The 20583-nt window shown below is 65.1% G+C and carries 19 protein-coding genes and 1 pseudogene; 17 read left to right on the forward strand and 3 right to left on the reverse strand.

The annotated features are described in order from the left end of the window. Nucleotides 1-22 precede the first annotated feature (22 nt). The 12 genes from OYT13_RS05225 to OYT13_RS05280 all read left to right on the forward strand — a co-directional run bounded on the left by OYT13_RS05225 (nt 23) and on the right by OYT13_RS05280 (nt 10908). Entirely contained in the window at nt 23-892 is an 870-nt protein-coding gene (locus tag OYT13_RS05225) for an IclR family transcriptional regulator (protein ID WP_026132232.1), read from the forward strand. Further along, entirely contained in the window at nt 889-1695 is an 807-nt protein-coding gene (locus OYT13_RS05230) for an SDR family oxidoreductase (RefSeq protein ID WP_268567367.1), read from the forward strand. Before OYT13_RS05225 ends, OYT13_RS05230 begins: the two co-directional genes overlap by 4 nt. Beyond that, the gene (locus OYT13_RS05235) at nt 1688-3340 is read left to right on the forward strand and encodes a thiamine pyrophosphate-binding protein (protein ID WP_017235328.1); all 1653 of its coding nucleotides are present in this window, start codon (nt 1688-1690) and stop codon (nt 3338-3340) included. The genes OYT13_RS05230 and OYT13_RS05235 overlap by 8 nt, the downstream gene beginning before the upstream one ends. Further along, nucleotides 3333-4151, forward strand: coding sequence for an aspartate dehydrogenase (locus OYT13_RS05240; RefSeq protein ID WP_017235329.1), 819 nt, complete (start codon nt 3333-3335; stop codon nt 4149-4151). Before OYT13_RS05235 ends, OYT13_RS05240 begins: the two co-directional genes overlap by 8 nt. 13 nt (nt 4152-4164) lie before the next feature. Then, a complete protein-coding gene (locus OYT13_RS05245) occupies nt 4165-5661 on the forward strand; it encodes an aldehyde dehydrogenase (protein ID WP_017235330.1) in 1497 nt (498 codons plus the stop codon). Nucleotides 5662-5735: 74 nt separating this feature from the next. Further along, the gene (locus tag OYT13_RS05250) at nt 5736-6746 is read left to right on the forward strand and encodes an ABC transporter substrate-binding protein (protein WP_017235331.1); all 1011 of its coding nucleotides are present in this window, start codon (nt 5736-5738) and stop codon (nt 6744-6746) included. 13 nt (nt 6747-6759) lie between these two features. After that, on the forward strand, nt 6760-7113 hold the full coding sequence (locus OYT13_RS05255) for a hypothetical protein (RefSeq protein WP_268567368.1): 354 nt from the start codon (nt 6760-6762) through the stop codon (nt 7111-7113). Then, nucleotides 7113-7331 (forward strand): recombinase-like helix-turn-helix domain-containing protein, encoded by a 219-nt coding sequence (locus OYT13_RS05260; RefSeq protein ID WP_017235333.1) that lies wholly within the window; start codon nt 7113-7115, stop codon nt 7329-7331. The genes OYT13_RS05255 and OYT13_RS05260 overlap by 1 nt, the downstream gene beginning before the upstream one ends. Before the next feature lie 65 nt (nt 7332-7396). After that, a complete protein-coding gene (locus OYT13_RS05265) occupies nt 7397-8428 on the forward strand; it encodes an aromatic ring-hydroxylating oxygenase subunit alpha (RefSeq protein ID WP_017235334.1) in 1032 nt (343 codons plus the stop codon). A gap of 17 nt (nt 8429-8445) precedes the next feature. Further along, the gene (locus tag OYT13_RS05270; RefSeq protein ID WP_150563169.1) at nt 8446-8892 is read left to right on the forward strand and encodes a RidA family protein; all 447 of its coding nucleotides are present in this window, start codon (nt 8446-8448) and stop codon (nt 8890-8892) included. A 44-nt stretch (nt 8893-8936) separates the two neighbouring features. Beyond that, nucleotides 8937-9902, forward strand: coding sequence for a PDR/VanB family oxidoreductase (locus tag OYT13_RS05275; RefSeq protein ID WP_150563168.1), 966 nt, complete (start codon nt 8937-8939; stop codon nt 9900-9902). 34 nt (nt 9903-9936) lie between these two features. Beyond that, nucleotides 9937-10908 carry a VOC family protein gene (locus tag OYT13_RS05280; RefSeq protein WP_017235337.1) on the forward strand — a complete coding sequence of 324 codons (972 nt, stop codon included), beginning with the start codon at nt 9937-9939 and terminating at the stop codon, nt 10906-10908. A 228-nt stretch (nt 10909-11136) separates the two neighbouring features. Here the strand turns inward: OYT13_RS05280 and OYT13_RS05285 are convergent, their stop codons facing one another. Next, entirely contained in the window at nt 11137-11682 is a 546-nt protein-coding gene (locus OYT13_RS05285; protein ID WP_017235338.1) for a glutathione peroxidase, read from the reverse strand. A gap of 435 nt (nt 11683-12117) precedes the next feature. On the opposite strand from OYT13_RS05285, the gene OYT13_RS05290 reads away from it, so the two are divergent. From OYT13_RS05290 to OYT13_RS05300, 4 genes and pseudogenes are all read left to right on the forward strand, one after another. Further along, the gene (locus tag OYT13_RS05290; RefSeq protein WP_268567369.1) at nt 12118-14853 is read left to right on the forward strand and encodes an autotransporter domain-containing protein; all 2736 of its coding nucleotides are present in this window, start codon (nt 12118-12120) and stop codon (nt 14851-14853) included. Between the two features lie 140 nt (nt 14854-14993). Continuing rightward, nucleotides 14994-15623 (forward strand): annotated as a pseudogene (locus tag OYT13_RS25220) (tetratricopeptide repeat protein); the annotation flags it as partial. A 312-nt stretch (nt 15624-15935) separates the two neighbouring features. Next, nucleotides 15936-17096, forward strand: coding sequence for a tetratricopeptide repeat protein (locus OYT13_RS25225; protein WP_410007577.1), 1161 nt, complete (start codon nt 15936-15938; stop codon nt 17094-17096). A 22-nt stretch (nt 17097-17118) separates the two neighbouring features. Continuing rightward, entirely contained in the window at nt 17119-17988 is an 870-nt protein-coding gene (locus OYT13_RS05300) for an alpha/beta hydrolase (RefSeq protein WP_268567370.1), read from the forward strand. Between the two features lie 34 nt (nt 17989-18022). Here OYT13_RS05300 and OYT13_RS05305 read toward each other — a convergent pair whose 3' ends face one another. Continuing rightward, nucleotides 18023-18886, reverse strand: a complete 864-nt coding sequence (locus tag OYT13_RS05305; RefSeq protein WP_268567371.1) for an NAD(P)H-binding protein — start codon at nt 18884-18886, stop codon at nt 18023-18025. Between the two features lie 108 nt (nt 18887-18994). Then, nucleotides 18995-19315, reverse strand: coding sequence for a hypothetical protein (locus OYT13_RS05310; RefSeq protein ID WP_268567372.1), 321 nt, complete (start codon nt 19313-19315; stop codon nt 18995-18997). Between the two features lie 410 nt (nt 19316-19725). Between OYT13_RS05310 and OYT13_RS05315 the strand changes: the two genes are divergently transcribed. Beyond that, nucleotides 19726-20568 carry an IclR family transcriptional regulator gene (locus OYT13_RS05315; protein WP_268567373.1) on the forward strand — a complete coding sequence of 281 codons (843 nt, stop codon included), beginning with the start codon at nt 19726-19728 and terminating at the stop codon, nt 20566-20568. The last annotated feature ends 15 nt before the right edge of the window (nt 20569-20583 follow it).

Below are 20583 nucleotides of genomic sequence, written 5' to 3' on the forward strand. Positions count from 1 at the left end.
CGACACGCTGCGCGAGCCCGCGATGCAAGGCGAGGGCGAGAGCGAAGATCTCGTCGACGGCGCGGCCACCGAGACGCGCTACCTGGTACCGGGCCTTGAGCGCGGCCTGCGCATTCTCACGCAATTCTCGCCGCGCGAGCCCGTGTTCAGCGCACCGGAGCTCTCGCAGCGACTGGGGATTCCGCGCACCACGGTCTTCCGCTTGTTGCAAACGCTCGAAGCGATGGGTTTCCTGGAGCGTGCAGGCGGTGAAAAGAATTTTCGTCTGGGCGTGGCCGTGCTGCGTCTGGGCTTCGAATACCTCAGCTCGCTGGAGCTGACCGATCTGGGCATCCCGATCATCGAACGGCTGCGCGACGCCACGCAGCTCACGTCGCACATCGTAATCCGCGACGGGCGCGACATCGTGTTCGTGGCGAAGGCGCAGAGCGTGGCGAGCGTGTTCAACTCGATCAAGGTCAACGTCGGCACGCGCCTGCCGGCGCATGCGACCGTACACGGCCATGTGCTGATGGGCGACCTGACGCTGGCCGAGCTTCGCGCGCTGTACCCCGAAAAGACACTCGAAAAATACACGCCGCAGACACCCGAAACGATCACCGAGCTGTTCGAGCGCGTGCGCGAAGACGCCGAGCGCGGCTACGCCGTGTCGGCCTCGTCGTTCGAGCGCGGCATCAGCGTGGTGAGTGCGCCGGTGCGCAACGACGCGGGACGCATCTGCGCCGCGATCACCGTCACCATTCCGCGCGCCACGCTCGATGCGTCGGTGCTCGACGCGGGGCTGATCGCACAGGTGCGCGAGGCGGCCGACGCGTTGTCGCACCGCCTGAACTACCGGCCGGGCAGCGACGACCGGGCCACCCCCTACATGAAGTCACTGGGATTGAAATGATCAAGATCGACCTCACCCAACGCGCGGCGCTGGTCACAGGCGGCTCGTCCGGCATCGGCCTCGCCACGGCCGAACGCCTGCTCGACGCCGGTGCCGCTGTCGCGATCTGCGGCCGCAACCCCGAGCGCTTGGCGCAAGCCGAAGCCCGTCTGCGCGAGCGTCATGCCGAGGCGCGCGTGATTGCCGCACAGTGCGACGTGCTCGATGCCAACGATGTCGCCGCGCTGGCCGAGCGCATTTGTGGCGAATTCGGGCGTCTCGACATGCTGGTCAACAACGCGGGCCAAGGTCGTGTGTCGACGTTTGCCGACACGACCGACGACGCCTGGCGCGAAGAGCTGGAGCTGAAGTATTTCAGCGTCATTCGCACCTCGCGCGCCTGCCTGCCGATGCTGCGCGAAGCCGCCCGCGAGACGGGGGATGCCGCCATCGTCTGCGTCAACTCGCTGCTCGCGCTCCAACCGGAGCCGCACATGGTGGCGACGTCGTCGGCGCGCGCGGGGATCCAGAGCCTGGTGCGCTCGATGGCGAGCGAATTCGCGCCCGACGGCGTGCGCGTCAACAGCATTCTGATCGGCCTGGTGGAGTCGGGCCAGTGGCGCCGTCGCTTTGCCGCGCAAGGCGAAGGCAAGACCTGGGAGGAATGGACCGGCGAGTTGGCCCGCAAGAAGCAAATTCAGTTGCAACGTCTGGGCAGGCCTGAAGAGGCGGCCGCAGCGATCTTTTTCCTGGCAAGCCCGCAGTCGTCCTATACGACGGGCAGCCACATCGATGTTTCCGGAGGCTTGGCAAGACATGTCTAACACAACCACCGTCGGCGAAGTCATCGCGGCGTTTCTCGAGCAGTGCGGTGTGAAGACCGCATTCGGCGTGATCTCGATTCACAACATGCCGATCCTCGACGCCATCGCGCGTCGCGAAAAGATCCGTTATGTCGGCGCGCGCGGCGAAGCCGGTGCGCTGAACATGGCCGATGGCCTTGCCCGTGTTTCGGGCGGTCTCGGCGTGGCCTTCACGAGCACGGGCACCGCCGCGGGCAATGCGGCCGGCGCCATGGTCGAAGCCCTCACCGCCGGCACGCCGGTGCTGCACATTACCGGCCAGATCGAAACCGAGTTCCTCGATCGCGATCTCGCGTATATCCACGAAGCGCCCGATCAGCTCAGCATGCTGCACGCGATCTCGAAGGCCGCCTATCGCGTGCGTTGCGTCGACACTGCGCTCTCGACCGTGCGCGAAGCCGTGCGCGCGGCGCTCACGGCGCCGGCCGGCCCGGTGAGCGTGGAGATTCCCATCGACATCCAGGCGGCGGAAATCGAATGGCCCGCCGATCTGGCCGCGCCGCACATCACGGTGCCGACGCACGACGACGCCCGCGTGGCCGAGCTCGCCGACAAGCTGGCCGCCGCGCATCGTCCGATGCTGTGGCTGGGCGGTGGGGCGCGCGGGGCGGAAGCCGCCGTCAAGCGTCTGGTCGACATGGGCTTCGGCGTGGTCACCAGTGTGCAGGGTCGCGGCATCGTGCCGGAAGATCATGCCGCCACGCTCGGTGCGTTCAACATCCACCCGACGGTCGAGACGTTCTACAAGTCGTGCGACGCCGTGCTCGTGGTCGGCTCGCGTCTGCGTGGCAACGAAACGCTGAAGTACAAGCTCGCGCTGCCGCGCCCGCTCTATCGCGTCGACGCCGATGGCCTGGCGGACGGTCGTGGCTACCGCAACGACCTGTTCATCCAGGGCGACGCCGCACGCGTGCTGAACGCGCTGGCTGACCGTCTGCAAGGGCGCCTGTCGATCGATCCGGCGTTCCACGCCGATCTTGCGGCCGCTCGCGAGGTGGCCGTCAAGCAGGTCGCGGAAGGTCTCGGCCCGTACCGTCAACTCGTCTCCGCACTGCAAAGTGCGCTGGGCCGCGACTTCAACTGGGTGCGCGACGTCACGATATCGAACAGCACGTGGGGCAACCGTCTGCTGAAGCTCTTCTCGCCGCGCGCCGGTGTGCACGCGCTGGGCGGCGGGATCGGTCAGGGCATGCAGATGGGTATCGGCGCGGCGCTCGCGGGCAACGCGAAGAAGACCGTGGCGCTGTGCGGCGACGGTGGTCTGATGGTCAACGTGGGCGAACTTGCCACCGCCGTGCAGGAAAAGGCGCCGGTCGTGATCCTGCTGATGAACGATCAGTGCTACGGCGTGATCCGCAACATTCAGGATGCGCAGTACGGCGGTCGCCGTCACTACGTGCAACTGCACCAACCGGACTTCGCCGCGTTCTGCGCGAGCCTGCAGCTCAAGCACGAGCGCATCACGGCCATCGATCAGGCGGAGGCGGCGGTCGCACGCGCCGTGGCGCACGACGGCCCGGTGCTGCTCGAAGTGGACATGCTGTCGGTCGGCAGCTTCGCTTCGCACTTTGCCGGTCCGCCGGTCCGGGAGCCTGCGAATGCATGAATTGAACCACCGTCCCGTTGACGTCGCGCTGATCGGCTTCGGCGCGATCGGCTCGAAGGTCTATGAGGCGTGCGCGAGCGATCCGTATCTGCGCGTGGGCCACGTGATCGTGCCGGAAGACGCCGCCGCCCGCGTGCGCGAGAGCGTGCGCGCCGACACCGAAGTGGTGTGTTCGGCGCAGGCGCTCTCCAGCCGCCCGGACTTCGTGCTCGAGTGCGCGGGTCACAGCGCGCTGTCGGGGCACGTGGTGCCGCTGCTCAAGTCGGGGGTGGATTGCGCGGTGGCATCGATCGGTGCGCTGTCCGACACCGATCTGCTCGCTGCACTGGAACAAGCCGCCAAGGACGGCGCGTCGACGGTTACGTTGCTCTCGGGTGCCATCGGCGGTATCGATGCGATTTCCGCTGCGCGCGAAGGCGGTCTGGACGAAGTGCTGTACACCGGTCGCAAGCCGCCGATGGGCTGGCTCGGCACGCCGGCCGAGCAGGTCTGCGATCTGGCAACGCTCACTACCGCGACGGTGATCTTCGAGGGCAACGCCCGCGACGCGGCGCGTCTGTATCCGAAGAATGCGAACGTGGCGGCGACCGTGGCCATCGCCGGTCTGGGGCTCGACGCGACGCGCGTGCGCCTGATCGCTGACCCGACGAGCACGCGCAACGTGCATCACATCATCGCCCGCGGGGCGTTCGGCGAGATGTCGCTGGAGATGTGCGGCAAGCCGCTGCCGGACAACCCCAAGACGTCGGCACTGACCGCGTATTCGGCCATTCGCGCGCTACGCAATCGCGTTGCGAACTGTGTGATTTAGCAGGAAGAGCATCATGAGCCATCAAGATTTGCTGCAAGGGTTTTCGAGCGACATTCTGGTCGGCGGCGAATGGCGCGCCGGCACCGGCAAGCGCTATCAGAGCCTGTATCCGGCCGACGAGAGCGTGAATGCCGAGATCGCGGCGGCGGGCGCCGAAGATGCGATCGACGCCGTCGAGGCGGCCGATGCGGCCTGGCGTCGCGCGGACTGGGCGGGCTTGAAGCCGCATCAACGCGCCGCAGTGCTGCATCGCGTGGCGGACGGCATCACGCAGCGCGCCGAAGCGCTGGCCCATCTGCAGCGGCGCGACAACGGCAAGCCGATCAGCGAGACGCGCGCGCTCGTCGCGAGCGCATCGAGCACGTTCCGCTACTTCGCCTCGTGCCTCGAGACGCTGGAGGAAACGCTGACGCCGTCGCGGGGCGACTACCTGACGATGAGCGTGCACGAGCCGCTGGGCGTCGTGGCCGCCATCACGCCGTGGAATTCGCCGATCGCTTCGGACGCGCAGAAGCTGGCCCCGGCGCTTGCCGCCGGTAACGCCGTGGTGCTCAAGCCGGCGGAAGTGACGCCGCTCGCCTCGCTCGAACTGGGCCGCATCTGCGAAGCGGCCGGTGTGCCGCGCGGCGTGCTCTCGGTGTTGCCGGGCAAGGGCTCGGTCATCGGCGACATCCTGGTGCGCCATCCCAAGGTCAAGAAAGTCGCCTTCACCGGCGGCACCGAAGTCGGTCGTGGCATTGCGCGGCTGGCGGCGGAAAAGCTCATGCCGGTCTCGCTCGAACTCGGCGGCAAGTCGCCGACCATCGTGTTCGAAGACGCCGACATCGATCATGCGGTGGCCGGTGTGCTCTACGGCATCTTCAGTTCGTCGGGCGAATCGTGCATCGCGGGCTCGCGTCTGTTCGTGCACAAGGCCATCTTCGACACCTTCGTCGAGCGGCTGGTGGCCGGCGCGAAGCAACTTCGCGTGGGCGATCCGCTGCGCGAAGACACGCAGATGGGGCCGCTGGTGACGTCGTCGCATCGCGAGTCGATCGAGCGCTATGTCGCCATCGGGCTGGAAGAGGGCGGCCGCCTGTTGTGCGGCGGCGAGCGTCCGGCGGGCGATGGCCGCGAGAAGGGCTACTTCTATCAGCCGACCATTATCGCGGGCCTGACGAACCAGGCACGCATGGTGCAGGAAGAAATCTTCGGCCCGGTGCTGGCGGTCTTGCCATTCGAGAACGAAGACGACCTGCTGGCCGAGGCCAACGACAGCGTCTACGGTCTTGCGGCCGGGATCTGGACACGCGACTTCAAGCGCGCCTGGCGCATCGGGCGTGCGCTCGAGACCGGCACAGTCTGGATCAACACCTACAAGCAGTTTTCGATCTCGACGCCGTTCGGCGGCTGGAAAGAGAGTGGCATGGGGCGTGAGAAGGGGCGTCTGGGGTTGCTGGAGTACACGAACCAGAAGAGCCTCTATTGGGGCATCAACGACAGCCCGCTCGCGTGGGCGGGCAAGGTCTGAACGTCAGTCAGTGGCAGAACACGCCGCAATGCACAGGGTATTGCGGTCATCCGATACTTGAGCGAGGCAGAGATATGTTGTCGATTTTCCGTGGATCGTTGGCGCGCCGTGCGCGTCGTGCTGTTGGCCTGTGCGCCGTGGCGGGACTCACGAGCCTGGCGGCGCCGGTAATGGCGCAGCCGGCTACCCAGCAGATTACCTATCTGCTCCCGGCGCCGGCCAACCTGCCGGCCTTCGCGCCGCTGATGCTGGCCGAGAAGAAGGGCTACTACGCGGCGGAAGGGTTGTCGGTGCGCTGGCTGACCGTGCAAGGCGGTGCCGACGTCGGCAAGCAGCTCGCCTCCGGTAATGGCGATCTGGGCGGCGGCCTGGGCGACACCCCGATCGTGCTGCGTCCGAACGGCATTCCCATCAAGGGCGTGGCGCTGCTGGGCGGGCGCACGCTGCATCAGTTGGTCGTGCGCAACGATGCGAACATCAAATCGCCCGCCGACCTGAAGGGCAAGACGATCACGGTGCTGTCGTATCAAGACACCGGCTTCTACGCGACGCTGGGCCTGCTCGCCTCCGCGGGTCTCACGCGGACCGACGCGCGCATCCAGGGCGCCGGTCCGGCAGGCGTGTGGCAGCAGGTCGCCACGGGCAAGGCCGACGCGATGGTGGGCACGCCGGAGTGGGCGCAGAATATTGAAGATGCCGGCGTGAAGGTCACGATGACCTCGACCGACAAGTACTTCCCGGGCATGGCGCAAGCGGTTCTGGCGTCGGACAAGACCATTGCCGAGAAGCCGGAGATGGTCCGCAAGTTCGTTCGTGCCACGATCAAGTCGGTGGCCGAGATCATGCGCGACCCGGCGGCCGCGGCCAAGGAATACTGCGCGACCGTGCCCGGCTACAAGGGCAAGGAAGCCGAGATCGAGAAGATCCTGACGTATTACGCCCGCAACGTGTATCCGGGCCAGGAGCGTCTCGGTGCGTTCGATCCGGCGCGTGTGACGAAGCTGCAGGATTTCTATATGCAGGAGAAGATCATTCGCGAAAAGTCGAACCTGGCCGACCTGTTCACCAACCAGTTCGTGCAATAACGCGAGACGACACATGAACGAAAACGCCCCGGGCGCCGCTGCGGTCACCCAGCCCGACACGATGTTGCTGACGGTGTTCCTGCGTCACGATCAGTCGAACAATCTGGACGATTTCCAGGAACGCCTGAAGGCGGCCGAATGGTGGGAGCGTTTTCCGCCGGCCGGTGTGAGGGTGGTGTCGTGGACGGTGGCGATGGGCTTTGGCCAGATCGTCACGCTAGAACTGCCACCGCACCTGCTGCCGGCGGTCAACGTCGAGCTGGAGCGCTCGGCCTGGGGAGTGTTTCGCACCGAATGCTATCCGACTTACGATTTTGTACCCGTGCACGCGCGCATTCGCGAACGGGTTCACCAGGGAGGGAAATGATGGACCGCTATCTCGAACCGCATCAAGCGCGTCGCCATGAGCCGACGCAATACGAAAGCCTGCTGGGCGACGCCATCGAGCGCGCCTATGCCGCCGGCACACACGATCTGGCTGGGCTGGTGGCCTATCTGAATCGCACGGGCCCCGGCCCGCAAGCGGGCGACGTGTGGACCGAAGCGGTGTACACCGCGCAGATCGCCCGAATGGCCGAAGAGTAACAACATCACAGAGTTCGATCGCTGCGCGCCGCGGGTGCGCGGCGATCGCGATGGAGACGTCCCCCATGACTACGCAACAGCCTATCCTCACTGCCGACGCCATTCTCGAGCGTGGCCTGAAGAACCTCTGGTATCCGATTTGCCCGTCGCACATGGTTGGCCGCGAGCCGGTCTCGCTGCGCCGCCTGGGCAAGAAGCTGGTGTTCTGGCGCGACCAGGACAACCAGGTGCATGCCCTCGATGATCATTGCCCGCACCGTGGTGCCCCGCTGTCCAAGGGCATCGTGATGGGCGATCGCATCGCCTGCGGCTATCACGGCGTGCAAGTGCGCTGCGACGGCACCGTGATGCGTGTGCCGGGCAGCCCGGGCTGCAAGCTCGAAGGTTCGCGTCCGACGCAGGCGTACCACATTGTCGAGCGCAACGACGCGATCTGGCTGTACAACGCCACTGAGAACATCGACACGCCGCCGCCGCTCGTGTTGCCCGAGGAACTCGATGCCGACGGCGAGTACTCGTCGTTCCTGTGCTACACCGAGTGGAAGGGCGACTACCGGTACGTGCTCGACAACGTGATGGATCCGATGCACGGCACGTATCTGCACAAGCAGTCGCACTCGATGGCCGAGGGTGACAACACGGCGGCCTTCCGCATTCGCGACACCGACCGTGGCTTTGTCTTCGAGAAGGAAGGCCAGCGTGACGTGAACTTCGACTGGACCGAGTGGGCCGATACCGGCACGCACTGGATGCGTCTGGAGATTCCGTACCCGAAGACGGGCGGCCCCGGCGGCAACTTCGTGATCGTGGGCAGCTACACGCCGGTCTCCCCGACGCTGGCCGCCGTGTTCCACTGGCGCTGCCGCAAGCTCGACGGCTGGCAACGCGATACGTGGCGCTTCCTGTATCGCAACCGTCTAGAAGCGCGCCACTGGGCGGTGCTCGAACAGGATCGCGTCATGCTCGAAGACATGGAGCCGGATGCCAACCAGAGCGAGCATCTGTATCAACATGACATGGGTATCGTGCGTCTGCGTCGCCATCTGAAGAACCTGGCGAAGGCGGAACTCGAGCGCATTGCGCAGGGCAAGGCGTAAGCCGCGCGAGACGCTTCATGCCCATCGACCCACCTCTCAAGGCCGAGCGGATCCGTGCCCAGGCCGTGCCCGATCTGGGCGCGGCGACCTGGAGCAACGGCATTCGCGTCGGCAACGACATCGTGCTCTCGGGCATGACCGCGCACCCAGCCACGCGCGCCGCCGTCGAGCCGCTCACGACTTACGAGCAGACGCGGGTGGTGCTGGGCAAGATCCGCGCGCTGGTCGAGGCGGGTGGCGGGCGTCTGGCCAACATCTACAAGCTCGTGGTGTACGTGACCGACATTGCCGACAAGGACGAGGTCGGCCGGGCCCGGCGAGAGTTTTTTGCGGACGTGGCGGCGAACGGCGGGGCGTATCCGTGTTCGACGCTCGTGGAAGTGAGCGGCCTGGTGTTTCCGGAGCTGCGAGTGGAGATCGAGGCGTTCGCGCGTCTCGACATCGATTTGTCCGCCGCGGGCTGAGCCGGCGGACGTCAAGAGTATCAGCAACATCTGAGAGCGGCGTTATGAGCAAGTCAACTCTGTCGGCCATGGTGCGCACGCTTCGCTTCGAAGCGGCGGGCATCATGAGCATCGAACTCGTGCCGGTGGCGGGCAGCGGCACCCCGTTTCCCGACTTCACGCCGGGCGCGCACATCGATCTGCATCTGCCGAGCGGGCTGGTGCGCAGCTATTCGCTCGTCAATGCGCCGGGCGAGCCGAACCGCTACGTGCTCGGCATTCTTGCAGATCCGAAGAGCCGCGGCGGCTCGCGCTTCATCCACGACAATTTCCGCGTGGGGATGACGCTGGAGATTTCCGCGCCGCGCAATCACTTCGAACTTGACGACGCCGCCGAGCACACGGTGCTCGTCGCCGGCGGGATCGGCGTGACGCCGATTCTCTGCATGTATCGACGCCTGCGTGCGCTCGGTCGCCACGTCAAGCTGATGTATTGCGCGCGCACGGCGCCGCAAGCCGCTTTCGTCGACGAGCTGAACGCGCTGGGCGGCGACATTACCTATCACTTCGACGACCAGCACGGCGGCAAGCCGGCGTCGCTCACGGCGTTTCTGTCCGGGCAGCCGGCGGGCACGCACGCATACTGCTGCGGACCCGGCGTGATGCTCGACGCCTTTGAAGCGGCGTGCGCCGAGGCTGGCATCGCCAACGTGCACATCGAGCGCTTCGCTGCGGCGCCGGATGCGCCGCCGCCCGCGACGTCCGAGGGCTATGTCGTGAAGCTCGCGAAGTCCGGCAAGGAGCTGAGCGTGCCGGCCGGGGCGACGCTGCTCGAGACGTTGCTCGCCGCGGGTATCGACGCGGAGCATAGCTGCATGGAAGGTGTTTGCGGCGCTTGCGAGACACGTGTGCTCGAAGGCTGTCCCGATCACCGTGATTCGGTGCTGAGCGCGGCTGAGCGCGCCGGGAACAAGGTCATGATGATTTGCGTGTCCGGTTGCAAGGGCGACCGTCTGACGCTGGATCTGTGACCGCGCCCACTTTGAACCCCTACCCGAGACTGTCATGACGATTCTGGGCATCGAACAAATTACCTACGGGGTCACCGACCTCGACACCTGCCGTCGCTTTCTGGGCGACTGGGGCCTGACCGAGGTGTCCGTCGACGCAAACGGCGCGCGCTTCGAAACGCTGAACGGTTGCCGTGTGCTGGCCGTGCGTCACGACGATCCGTCGCTGCCGCCGGCGATGGAAGATGGACCGACGCTGCGCGAAGTGACGTGGGGCGTGACGACGGCCGAAGAAGTGGCCGCCATCGCCGACCGCTTCGCTGACCAGCCGGGCTATTACTTCAAGGACGGTGCGACGGGTTGCGTTGACCCCAACGGTCTGGCCGTGCGAGTGGAAGTGACTGCCAAGCGGGCCGTGGACGTGAAGGGCGCATTGAGCAATCCGTGGGGGATCGCGGCGCAGCGCGTGAACACGCCGAGCCCGGTGTATGAGCGTGCCCAGCCGATCGAAGTGGGGCATGTCGTGTTCTTCACCAACGCGCTCGCGGCCACGCAGACGTTCTATGAAACGAAGCTCGGCTTCGAGCTGTCGGATCGCTATCCGGATCGTGGCGCGTTCATGCGCTGCGCGCCGCACGGCGGGCATCACGATCTGTTCCTGCTGGCGTTGCCGAACGGCAAGCGCGGGCTGAACCATGTGGCGTTCACCGTGCGAGATATCCACGAAGTATTCGGCGGCGGCATGCATATCGACCGCTGCGGATGGGAAACCCAGTTGGGCCCGGGCCGTCACCCGATTTCGTCGGCGTATTTCTGGTACTTCAAGAATCCGTGCGGCGCGCTCATCGAGTATTACGCCGACGAGGACATCCTTACGCCGGAATGGCAGCCGCGCGACTTCGAGCCGGGGCCGACGGTATTTGCCGAATGGGCGGTGGACGGCGGACTCGACGGCAACACGCGCCGTCAGAAAAAGGGGAGCGAAGCGCCAACCGGCAAGTTCATGACTGACACGGCCAAGCGCTGAGTCGAGTCATCGCGGAAGCGTCAATCCCGGGGGGGATGACGCGCCGCATTTCACGAGTTGTCGCGAGAAGCGGGAACCGGCGCGCGATGTGGCGTCATGAGGCCCGGATCGACCTTGCCAGACGTGAGGTCGTTTCGGAAGGCGTTCATGGCGCGCCGGCAACCGTCCTGCCGACGCTTGTGGCACGAGGGGGCACGCGTTTGCGCTGCCCTTTTTTGCATGGTGCGATTACTTCGCCAACTCCGCGTCGATGGCGGCGACCAGCCGCGGGTCGTCGGCCTTGACGTCCGGTGAGAAGCGGGCCACGACCTGCCCGTTGCGTCCGATCAGAAACTTCTCGAAATTCCACAACACGTCGGCCGGGTTCTCGCGGACTACGCCGAAGCCTTTGAGACGCTCGCGGAACGGGCCTTCGCCGATCGCTGCGGGCTGTGCTTCGACAAGCGCCGTGTAGAGCGGGTGACGGTCGTCGCCCAGTGCCGAGAGCTTGGCGAACAGCGGGAACGTGACGTTGTATTGCGTGGTGCAGAAGTCGAGGATCTCGGCATCGGTGCCGGGCTCCTGACCCTTGAAGTTATTGGCGGGGAAGGCGAGGACTTCGAGGCCGGCGGCGCGCTTTTCTTCATACAAGCGCTCAAGGCCCTCGTATTGCGGTGTGAGGCCGCACTTCGACGCGACGTTGACCACCAGACGCACGCGTCCCGTATAGTCGCCCAAGGTTGCGGCGCCGCCGTCGTTGCGCGTCACCGCGATGTTTTCGATAGGGGTGCTCATGCGTATTTCCTTTCTTGGTTCGGTCAGCCGAGTGTAGCGCAAGCCTGTGGGCGCCTGCCGACCGGCGAAAAAAATGCCGATTGACAGTCGGTAAATGGTATGGAAGGATTCGCGGAATAAAAAAATGACGAGCGCTGTCAAGCGCGTCGTACAGGTGAACAAACACGGGGTCGTTCGAATGTTTCGTGCAGCTTCTCGCACCATCGGTGATTCTGCCCCAGAGGCAGGCCACGTCATCGCCTTGAATCAGACCGCGCTCATGCCGTAGCGAGCGTGTGCCGCGACGCTCACGCATCCAATCCTTCTGACCGATACGGCCGGACTTCCCTGCCATGACGGAGGTCTTGCGCCTACGTGTCGGTCGCTGCGCGCGAGCCCGTTCCGAATCCACGAGTCAACGCGTTGCAATAAGAAAGCCGTATTCCGGGAAATCGAATGAATCGCATCTATCGTGTGGTATGGAGCGCCAGTCTGGGCATGCATCAGGTCGCGTCCGAAGTGGCCGGCGGTCATGGCGGAACGTCGCGCTCGGCGGACCATCGCCGTGTGCGCAAAGCGGCGGTCGCCGCCGTCGTTGCAGCGGCTTCGCTGAACACAGGACCGGTGTGGGCAGTCCCGCTGGCCGCCATCATGGATGGTCGCACGTTTCTCGTTGCCGGTCAGGCCGACACCACTTCGTCGCCGAATTGGCGCTATGACGGTACGACCCTGTCGATCACGGGCGCGACCTTCGCCCAAATCGTGAACACGTTCGGGACAATTTCGAACGCTGGCACGCTGGTCGGCGGTAACGCATTGCTGATTTCGTCACGGGGCACGGTGGCGCGTCTCGAGAATAGCGGGTTGATTTTCTCGCCGAGCAACGCGGGCATCGACAACGCTGGCACACTGGCGTCTGCATTCAATTCCGGCTCGATCTCCGCCGCCAACGGGTATGGTGTGGAGAACACGTCGCATCTCGGCGAGTTGACCAACACGGGGACTATCTCGGGCCGTTATGGCGTGGCCTCGTTCATGGGCAGTGTATCGACGCAGTTGGGCACGCTGACGAACAGCGGCACCATTACGGGCGCGCAAAGCGGGGTGATGAACCGAAGCGCGACCCTCACGACGATCGACAACCTGCCCCTTGGCCTGATCGATGGCACCAGTGGGCTCGGCACCGGCACCGGCATCGACAACCGCGGTACCGTGATCGGTGGCACGACCTATCACGGCATCATTGGCACGATCAACAACGCTGGAACGATTTCGGGCGGGAACTACGGCATTTACAACGAGGACTCGATCGGTACCATCAACAATCTCGCGGGCGGGCTCATTTCGAGCGCCGGCGCGGCCATCGCGAATGCCTCCGCAGCGGCCACGATCGGACAGATCAATAACGCCGGCACCATTGCGGGCAACATTTCCCATTCCGGCACGCAAGCCTTGTCCATCGCGGGGGCGTCAGGCGCAGCGCAGGGCACCCTCACGGGTTTCGGCAGTGCTATCCCCGGAACCCTTTCCAGCTCGCTCGCCGATATACACTTCAACGGTGGCAATCTCCTACTTAACGACGACCTGAACCTCGCTGGCACACGAACGGCGTTCAACGACGCGTCGGTATTGCAAGTCAACAATGCCATCCAGGTCTCAGGCGATTACGCGCAGGCGGCAGCCGCCACGCTTCAGATCGGTGTTGCAGGCAATGCGGTTACGACCGGCGACTTGACGACCGACAGCGGCTACGGACGGCTGGTTGTGAGCGGCAACACGACACTGGCAGCGGGTTCGAGTATCGCGTTACAGTCGCTCGGCTATTCGTTTGCGGCGGGTCAGCGCTATGTCGTGATCGACACGGCAGGCTCGGCCACCTACAACGAAGGTTCGCTGGTTTATCGCGTCAACGGTTCGTCGACGCTCGGCGCGACCGGCGCCACGGTCGCTAACGGCAGTCGGCAGGATCTGGTCGTGACGTTGATTTCGGATACGAATGCCGGTTCCGACAACGGCGGCGGCACCGGTACGACACCGCCCGCCGACCCTCGCACCAACGCCTTGCTTGCGTCGGCACCCAACGCGCAGTCGTCGCTGCGGGGCTTGCTGGGCTACACCGGCGTGAGCGACGCCCAACTGCTGAATCTGTACAACGCGGCACTCGGGTCGCTGAGCGGCGGTTCGACGGACTCGGCCAATCGGGTCGGCAAGCAACTCGCCCCGGCGCAGAATACGCGTGCCGCAGGCGCGGCCACCTTCGAATCGCTGGGCGTGGTCGGTGCGCACGTCAACAGCCTGCGCGTAGCGCAGGCCGGGGGCACCGGGATTGCGACGGGCGACAGCGCAGCCAACTGGGGCGTCTGGGGACAGGCCTTCGGCGGTCACGCCAGCCAGTCGGTGCGTAACGACGTCGACGGCTACAGCGCCAACTACGGTGGACTGGTCGTCGGTGCTGACAGAGCGTTCGGCGAGCGCTGGCGTGCGGGGGGAGCGGTCCAGTTCTCGCGCACGGCGATCGACAATGACGGTAGCACGTCGGGCAATACGACCGGCGTGAACGGGTATGGCCTCATTGGGTACGCCGCGTACACCGGCGAGCCGTGGTACGTGAACCTGTCAGGCTCGGCGGTGCTGCAACACTACGATACGACGCGATCGGTGTCGATGCCGGGATTCAACGGCGTGGCCCATGGCAACTTCAACGGTCAACAATTCGTGTTCGGCGCCGAATTCGGCTGGCCACTGGCGCTGGGACGTGCCATCGTCACGCCGCTGGCGGGCGTCACATATGGCTATCTGAACCAGAACGGCTATACCGAAACGGGTGGCAATGGCTCGGCGCTTACGGTCGGCAGTGTCGGCGCTAGTTCGCTGCGTAGCGCGCTGGGGGCGAAGGTCGCCTTGCCATTCGAAACGGCGAGGGGGATGTGGGTGCCCGAACTGAGCGTGCGTTGGCTGCATGAGTACAACCGTACGCGTCAAACGACGGGCGCGAGCTTCGCTGCGGATCCGTCCGGCCAGACGGCGTTCACGACCGTGGGCGCTACGCCGGTGTCGGACCTGGCCGATATCTCGCTGGGCCTGACCCTGATGAAAGCGAACAATCTGAGTGCCTCGATTCGCTACGACCTGCAAGCGGGAGCGGGCTTTGTGTCGCACACGGGGATTGTGCGCGTACAACAGCGCTTCTGAGCGTCGCGCGTGTTCGGAAACGTTCGTACGCGTCCGGCGGTCGCAACGATTGACATGGCAGCGACCGCCGTGGAAGTATCGCGCAGTGCCTACCGTCTCCCGACCGCCTCTCGATGTCTGCCGCTGCTTCGACTCCCGGAATGCTGACCTTCGCTCAGGCGATTGCGTTAGCCCATTCGCATTGGCAGGCGGGACAGGCGCCCCAGGCCGAAGTCCTGTGCCGGCGCGTGCTGGACGCGTCGCCCGAGCACCCGGACGCGCATTATCTCCTCGGCCTCATGGCCCATGCCTATGGCAAGCGCGACATGGCGATCGACCATCTGCGCACCACCTGCCGGGCGCCCGGTGCGCTGGCGTCCAGTTGGTCCGATCTGGCCGAGATGTGCCGGCAGGCGGGCCGGCTCGATGAGGCGCTGGCGGCGGCGCGCCGGTCCGTCGAAATCGATCCGGCGTTTGCTGCCGGGTGGAACAACCTCGGAATAGTGTTGCAGGAGGTCGGACAGCTCGATCAGAGCTTGGCATGCCTCACCCGCGTGAGCGAACTGCTGCCCGCGTCGGCCGATGCGCACAACAATCTCGGGAATACCGCGCGTCTGCTGGGGCGTCAGGAGTCTGCCGAGACGCACTATCTGCGGGCCCTTGAAATCGACCCGCTACGCGCGGACGTGCACAGCAATCTGGCGTCGCTGCTGAGCGCACAGCAGCGCATTACCGAAGCGCGAACTCTGGCGCGCCGCGCCATTGAGTTGGATCCGTCGTTCGTCGACGCCTACCGTAATCTTGCCGACATTGAAGTTTCCAGTGGAGACGTGGCGGCGGGGTTGCAGGTCGTGGAGATCATGTCGGCGTTCGCCCCCCAGCATTTCTCCACGCTCGTGACGCGTGCCCGGATTCTGCCGCTGGTGGGACGGTTGGACGAGGCACTCGATTGTGCTCGCGATGCGCTCGCCCTCCAGCCGGAGAGTCACGATGCGCGGGCTGCGCTTGCGCTTGTCGAGGCGCAGAGGGTTACGCGCAATCGCCCGGCACTCGTCGACGGTGTCCCGCCGTCGGTGCCGCGATTGCCCGCCACACCGCCGGATATGAGCTCGGTTCACGACGCCATCGTGGCGTGTGTCCGTGCGCAGGCGTACGAAAGGGCTGAGTCGATGCTGCGCGAGGTCGTGGGCGCCGAGACCGCGCCCGTGGCGATGTGGCGGTTGCTTGCGATGGTCTTGCGCGCGCAAGGCAAGGCGCACGAGGCACGAGACATACTCGACAGGCTTGCCCGTCAGGTGCCTGGCGACCTGTCCAACCGCTTCGATCTCGCCGAGACGTTGCTCCTGCTCGGCGACTTCGAGCGTGGTTGGCGCGAGTATCGCCACCGCTACCGCCTCGAACATACGCAGTCCATTGAGCGCAAGGTGCAACGCCCGCGTTGGGACGGCAGACCGATTCCCGGCCAGACGCTCCTCATCCACGACGAGCAGGGCTACGGAGACACGTTCCAGTTCCTGCGCATGGCGCGCTGGGCGCGTGAGCGCAGTCAGGCGCGCGTGATCCTGGAGATCAATCCGGAAGCATTGTCGATCGCCAGGCGCATGTGGGGCGACGACGATATCGTCGCTCGCGGTACGTTGCCGGTGACGTTCGATCAGCATTGCGAACTGATGAGCCTGCCAATGGCGATGGGCTTGACGCTCGCCGATCTGCCCGGCGACGTATCGTACCTGAGCGCCGACCCCGAGCGCGTCGCCCATTGGCGCGAAAAATTGGCCGACCTGCCGCGCCCGTGGGTCGCCATGGTGTGGGCGGGGCGCCCCGAACACGTCAACGACGGCAACCGGTCCATGTCGCTCGCACAACTCGGCCCGTTGGGGGCGAGTGGCGCGACATTCCTTTCGATTCAGAAGGGGCCGGCGGCCTCGCAGGCAAGCACGCCTCCCGACGGCATGTCGATGGTGTCGCTCAGCGACGGGATCCGCGATTTCGAGGACACTGCGGCGATTTTGCATCTCGCGGATTTGTTGGTGTCGGTCGATTCGTCGCCCGTTCATCTGGCAGGCGCGATGGGACGTCCGGTATGGGTGCTGTTGCCGTTTGTTCCCGATTGGCGCTGGCTGCTCGGTCGCGACGACTCGCCCTGGTATCCGGGGATGCGTCTGTTTCGCCAGGAGGCCCGCGCACACTGGCAACCCGTGGTCGAACGCATGGCGCAGGCACTCAAGCACTTCGTGGTGGAATGGCGTGATGGCGCGATTTGACCGAAGGGCGCGGCGCAGCGCCATGAACGCCATGCTTGCAGGGTGGCAGCGCGGGATGCGTTACGTTGCCGCACTGGCTGCCCTATCGCTGGCGTCTGGGTGTGCCAGTGTGGATCGCGACGCGCATGCCGATGCGTTGGCCGGACCGGCGGGACTGCACCGGGAAGTGCTGACGGCGGGCGATTTCCGCCTTACCGTGTTCTCGCGCATTACCCGCCCCGACAAGCCTCTGCGCATCTACATCGAAGGCGATGGATTGGCCTGGGTTTCGCGCAGTGAGCCATCGCTGGACCCCACGCCGGTCGCGGCAACGGGGCTGGCGCTCGCTGCCGCGGATTCGTCCGCGAAGGCCGCCGACAACGTCGCCTATCTGGCGCGACCCTGCCAATTTACGCCGATGCAGGACAATCCCCGTTGCGCCGTCGCGTATTGGACCGGCAAGCGGTTCGCCCCCGAAGTGATCGATTCAATGAACGCGGCAGTCGATCAACTCGTGGCCCGTACCCCTGGGCAGCCCGTGGAGCTTGTCGGCTACTCGGGCGGTGGCGCCATTGCCGTGCTGATCGCTGCGCGCCGCCACGACGTCGCCGCGCTGCGCACGGTCGCGGGCAACCTCGACACCGAGTACATCAATCGGCTGCATCACGTCTCGCCGATGCCGGCGTCTCGTAATCCTATCGACGTGGCGCGGCGAATCGCAGGCATTGCGCAGATCCATTTCAGCAGCGCGCAGGATACGATCGTGCCGCCGGACGTCGCGCGGCGCTTCGCGGCGGCGGCGGGGGGATCCTGTGTGACGACGGTCACGGTGCGCGGGGTCGCGCACGATGGCGATTGGGCGCAACATTGGCGTGAACTGCTCGCACAAGTGCCGGTTTGCCGAGACCGCTAGCGGGTTGCGGATGGCCTGACGCCCGTCACCGGTGTCAGCTTTCGCGCACCAATGCGGCGATTGCCTCGACGAGTGTGACGCCGCCACGCAGCGCGTGTTTGCCGTCGTCGCGGAAGCGGAAGTCGCCGTTGTTGAATCCGTCGAGCATCTGGATACGTGGCAGCGGGTTGCGCATACCTTGCGCGCGAAAAAGGGGATCCCAGCCCGCTCGGGGCACCGCCTCGGCGCAGACGTCGCGAACGAGCGTACGGGCGAGTGCGGCGGCGATGTCGTCGGGCGAGTAACGCTCGGGGCCTTCGATTTCCCAGATTGGGTTGTCGCTGAACGGCGCCTGCATGGCGCGCGCCGCGAAATGGGCGACGTCGCTCACCGAGACCATCGGAAGCGCCCGATCCACCGGCTGCAAATAGCTCGGCAGCTCCCCGCGTTCGCGAGCGGGCTCGATGTCCCACGCGAAGTTCTCCATCAGCCAGGCCGGGCGCAGGAACGTCACCGGCAGCGATAACGACAGCATCGCCGCCTCGAACAAGCGCAGCGCGGTGAGCAGGCTGGGCATTTCGCAGTCGGCGCCGATGCTCGACAGGCACACCACGCGTTTCGGGCGAGTGGCGGCCAGCGCTTGCCGAATCGCGTCGATCAGGCGCCGCGCATGCGAGAAGTCCGGCTCGGGGTCTGCGTTCGGTGGGAGCATCACGAACACGGCTTCGCTGCCGCGAAACGCGTGGGTGAGGGCGTCGACATCGTCGTTTTCCGCGACGGCAATCTCACCGCCCAGTGCGGCCCATCGGCTCGATTTGACGGCATCGGGGACGACGACCCGCAACGGTAGACCTGCCTTGAGAAGGTCATGTCCCAGCGCGCTGCCCACTCGCCCCGTGATGCCCATTACGGTGTACATGGTCACACCTCACACGCAGTAACGTTGCCGTAAAAGTAACACGGGAACCGGCGGCGCATAAATCGCAGGCGTGACGGCCCGACAACGGTGACGGGCCGTCACGTTGTTCTAGGGCATAAGCTTGGGTCGTTTGCCGGGCCCGGGGGAATGGATCACCCGACAGGGGCTGATGAACTTGTCGCTGGCGACGGCCGCCTGCGCAAAGGTCTCGAAGTAGATCGCGTGGTCGGAATTCGCCACGTGCGCTCGTTCAATTTCTTCCGCCGACGCGTTCCATGCGAGTCCCAGATACTCGCCATGGTCGTGGAACCAGACGACATAGCCCTTTCTCGACAGCGGTTTCGGCAGGTCCGGTGCTCCGCTCGTCCCGAATCGCCTCGTCATGCCTGCACCTCGGGATTTCACGTTCTCATCGTTCGAATCGCGCATGGGTTGCTCCCAGAAGTTGCCCCCACCGATGTGGGGGACGCTTCCATCATCCCAGCCGTGAAGTCACTTGCGTTTCAGCAACGTCCGAATAACGCGGGATAAAAGTCACCCTACGAAAGGCCCGGCGTATTACCCGAATCGACGCGCTTGCCAGTCGTTGCCAAAATGCCGACAGCCATCGGTACCAGAGCCGGCCGATACCCATCGTGTAAACCCTGATGAAAATGTCCTTGCCTATCGCAGTACAGGGCATCTAACATTATTTCATCGCGAATAAATATTCGCTATCCGAATTTTTTGGCGTCACGCCTCATTTTTTGAGGTCGTGTCGGTGCGACAGAGATAGGGAGGTTTACGTGCAATTTCCGAATTATAATTCGCTATCCGAACTCTCTAAAGGAAACGACGCGATGACTGACTATTCGGAAGACAAGCCCAAGCGCACGGCGGCCGACCCATCCAAGAACACAGTGCAATCGTTGGCCAAGGGCTTTCGTGTCCTTGAGGCCTTTACGGCACAGGAGCCCGAGCTGGCGATGGCGGAAGTGGCACGTCGTGCCGGTATCGATAACGCCACGGCGTTTCGCTTCCTCAATACGCTGGCCGACATCGGCTACGTGGAGCGAGTGCCGGGCACGCGACTGTTCCGTCTGTCGCTCAAGGTGCTCGATCTCGGCTTCAATGCGATTGCGCATTCCGATTTGCGCACCCGCGCCCGGCCGATTCTTCGCAGTCTGGTCGGCGCCGTCAACGAGGCGGCCTCGGTCGGTGTGCTCGACGGCGGAGAAGTGCTCTACGCAGAGCGTATTCAAGCCGGCCTGACGCGTCTCGGGGTCGATATTCGCATTGGCAGCCGGGTGCCGGCCTACTCGTCGGCGGTTGGGCACGCGATTCTGGCGTGGCTTCCGTTGGAGGCGCAAAAACGAATTCTGCAAATGGTCACGCGCAAGTCGTTGACCGATACCACGCTGACCGATCTCGACGCGTTGCTCGCGCGGTTCGCCAACGTCAAGGCGGCCGGGTATGCGATTTCCGACCAGGAGACGGTCTCCGGCTTGTACGCCATTGCGGCCCCGGTGCTCGACATCGACGGAATGCCCATGGCGGCGCTGAGTGTGGCGGCGCCGGCTTTCCAGACGACATTAAAGGACTTCGAGGCGTCAACCGCCGCCCCGGTCTGCCATGCGGCGCAGCAGTTATCGCGCGCGCTGCAAACCATCGGGGGGATTGCTCCCCCCTCTCATCACCCGTAAGTGATTCATCAGGAG

It is taken from the genome of Pandoraea sp. XJJ-1 (assembly GCF_026802345.1).
In the GTDB taxonomy this organism is placed as follows: Bacteria; Pseudomonadota; Gammaproteobacteria; order Burkholderiales; family Burkholderiaceae; genus Pandoraea; species Pandoraea cepalis.

Bases quoted from the DNA above. Each gene is read 5' to 3' on its own strand.
- OYT13_RS05225 (WP_026132232.1), top strand. From the start codon at position 23: ATGCAAGGCGAGGGCGAGAGCGAAGATCTCGTCGACGGCGCGGCCACC.
- OYT13_RS05230 (WP_268567367.1), top strand. From the start codon at position 889: ATGATCAAGATCGACCTCACCCAACGCGCGGCGCTGGTCACAGGCGGC.
- OYT13_RS05235 (WP_017235328.1), top strand. From the start codon at position 1,688: ATGTCTAACACAACCACCGTCGGCGAAGTCATCGCGGCGTTTCTCGAG.
- OYT13_RS05240 (WP_017235329.1), top strand. From the start codon at position 3,333: ATGCATGAATTGAACCACCGTCCCGTTGACGTCGCGCTGATCGGCTTC.
- OYT13_RS05245 (WP_017235330.1), top strand. From the start codon at position 4,165: ATGAGCCATCAAGATTTGCTGCAAGGGTTTTCGAGCGACATTCTGGTC.
- OYT13_RS05250 (WP_017235331.1), top strand. From the start codon at position 5,736: ATGTTGTCGATTTTCCGTGGATCGTTGGCGCGCCGTGCGCGTCGTGCT.
- OYT13_RS05255 (WP_268567368.1), top strand. From the start codon at position 6,760: ATGAACGAAAACGCCCCGGGCGCCGCTGCGGTCACCCAGCCCGACACG.
- OYT13_RS05260 (WP_017235333.1), top strand. From the start codon at position 7,113: ATGGACCGCTATCTCGAACCGCATCAAGCGCGTCGCCATGAGCCGACG.
- OYT13_RS05265 (WP_017235334.1), top strand. From the start codon at position 7,397: ATGACTACGCAACAGCCTATCCTCACTGCCGACGCCATTCTCGAGCGT.
- OYT13_RS05270 (WP_150563169.1), top strand. From the start codon at position 8,446: ATGCCCATCGACCCACCTCTCAAGGCCGAGCGGATCCGTGCCCAGGCC.
- OYT13_RS05275 (WP_150563168.1), top strand. From the start codon at position 8,937: ATGAGCAAGTCAACTCTGTCGGCCATGGTGCGCACGCTTCGCTTCGAA.
- OYT13_RS05280 (WP_017235337.1), top strand. From the start codon at position 9,937: ATGACGATTCTGGGCATCGAACAAATTACCTACGGGGTCACCGACCTC.
- OYT13_RS05285 (WP_017235338.1), bottom strand. From the start codon at position 11,682: ATGAGCACCCCTATCGAAAACATCGCGGTGACGCGCAACGACGGCGGC.
- OYT13_RS05290 (WP_268567369.1), top strand. From the start codon at position 12,118: ATGAATCGCATCTATCGTGTGGTATGGAGCGCCAGTCTGGGCATGCAT.
- OYT13_RS25225 (WP_410007577.1), top strand. From the start codon at position 15,936: ATGAGCTCGGTTCACGACGCCATCGTGGCGTGTGTCCGTGCGCAGGCG.
- OYT13_RS05300 (WP_268567370.1), top strand. From the start codon at position 17,119: ATGAACGCCATGCTTGCAGGGTGGCAGCGCGGGATGCGTTACGTTGCC.
- OYT13_RS05305 (WP_268567371.1), bottom strand. From the start codon at position 18,886: ATGTACACCGTAATGGGCATCACGGGGCGAGTGGGCAGCGCGCTGGGA.
- OYT13_RS05310 (WP_268567372.1), bottom strand. From the start codon at position 19,315: ATGCGCGATTCGAACGATGAGAACGTGAAATCCCGAGGTGCAGGCATG.
- OYT13_RS05315 (WP_268567373.1), top strand. From the start codon at position 19,726: ATGACTGACTATTCGGAAGACAAGCCCAAGCGCACGGCGGCCGACCCA.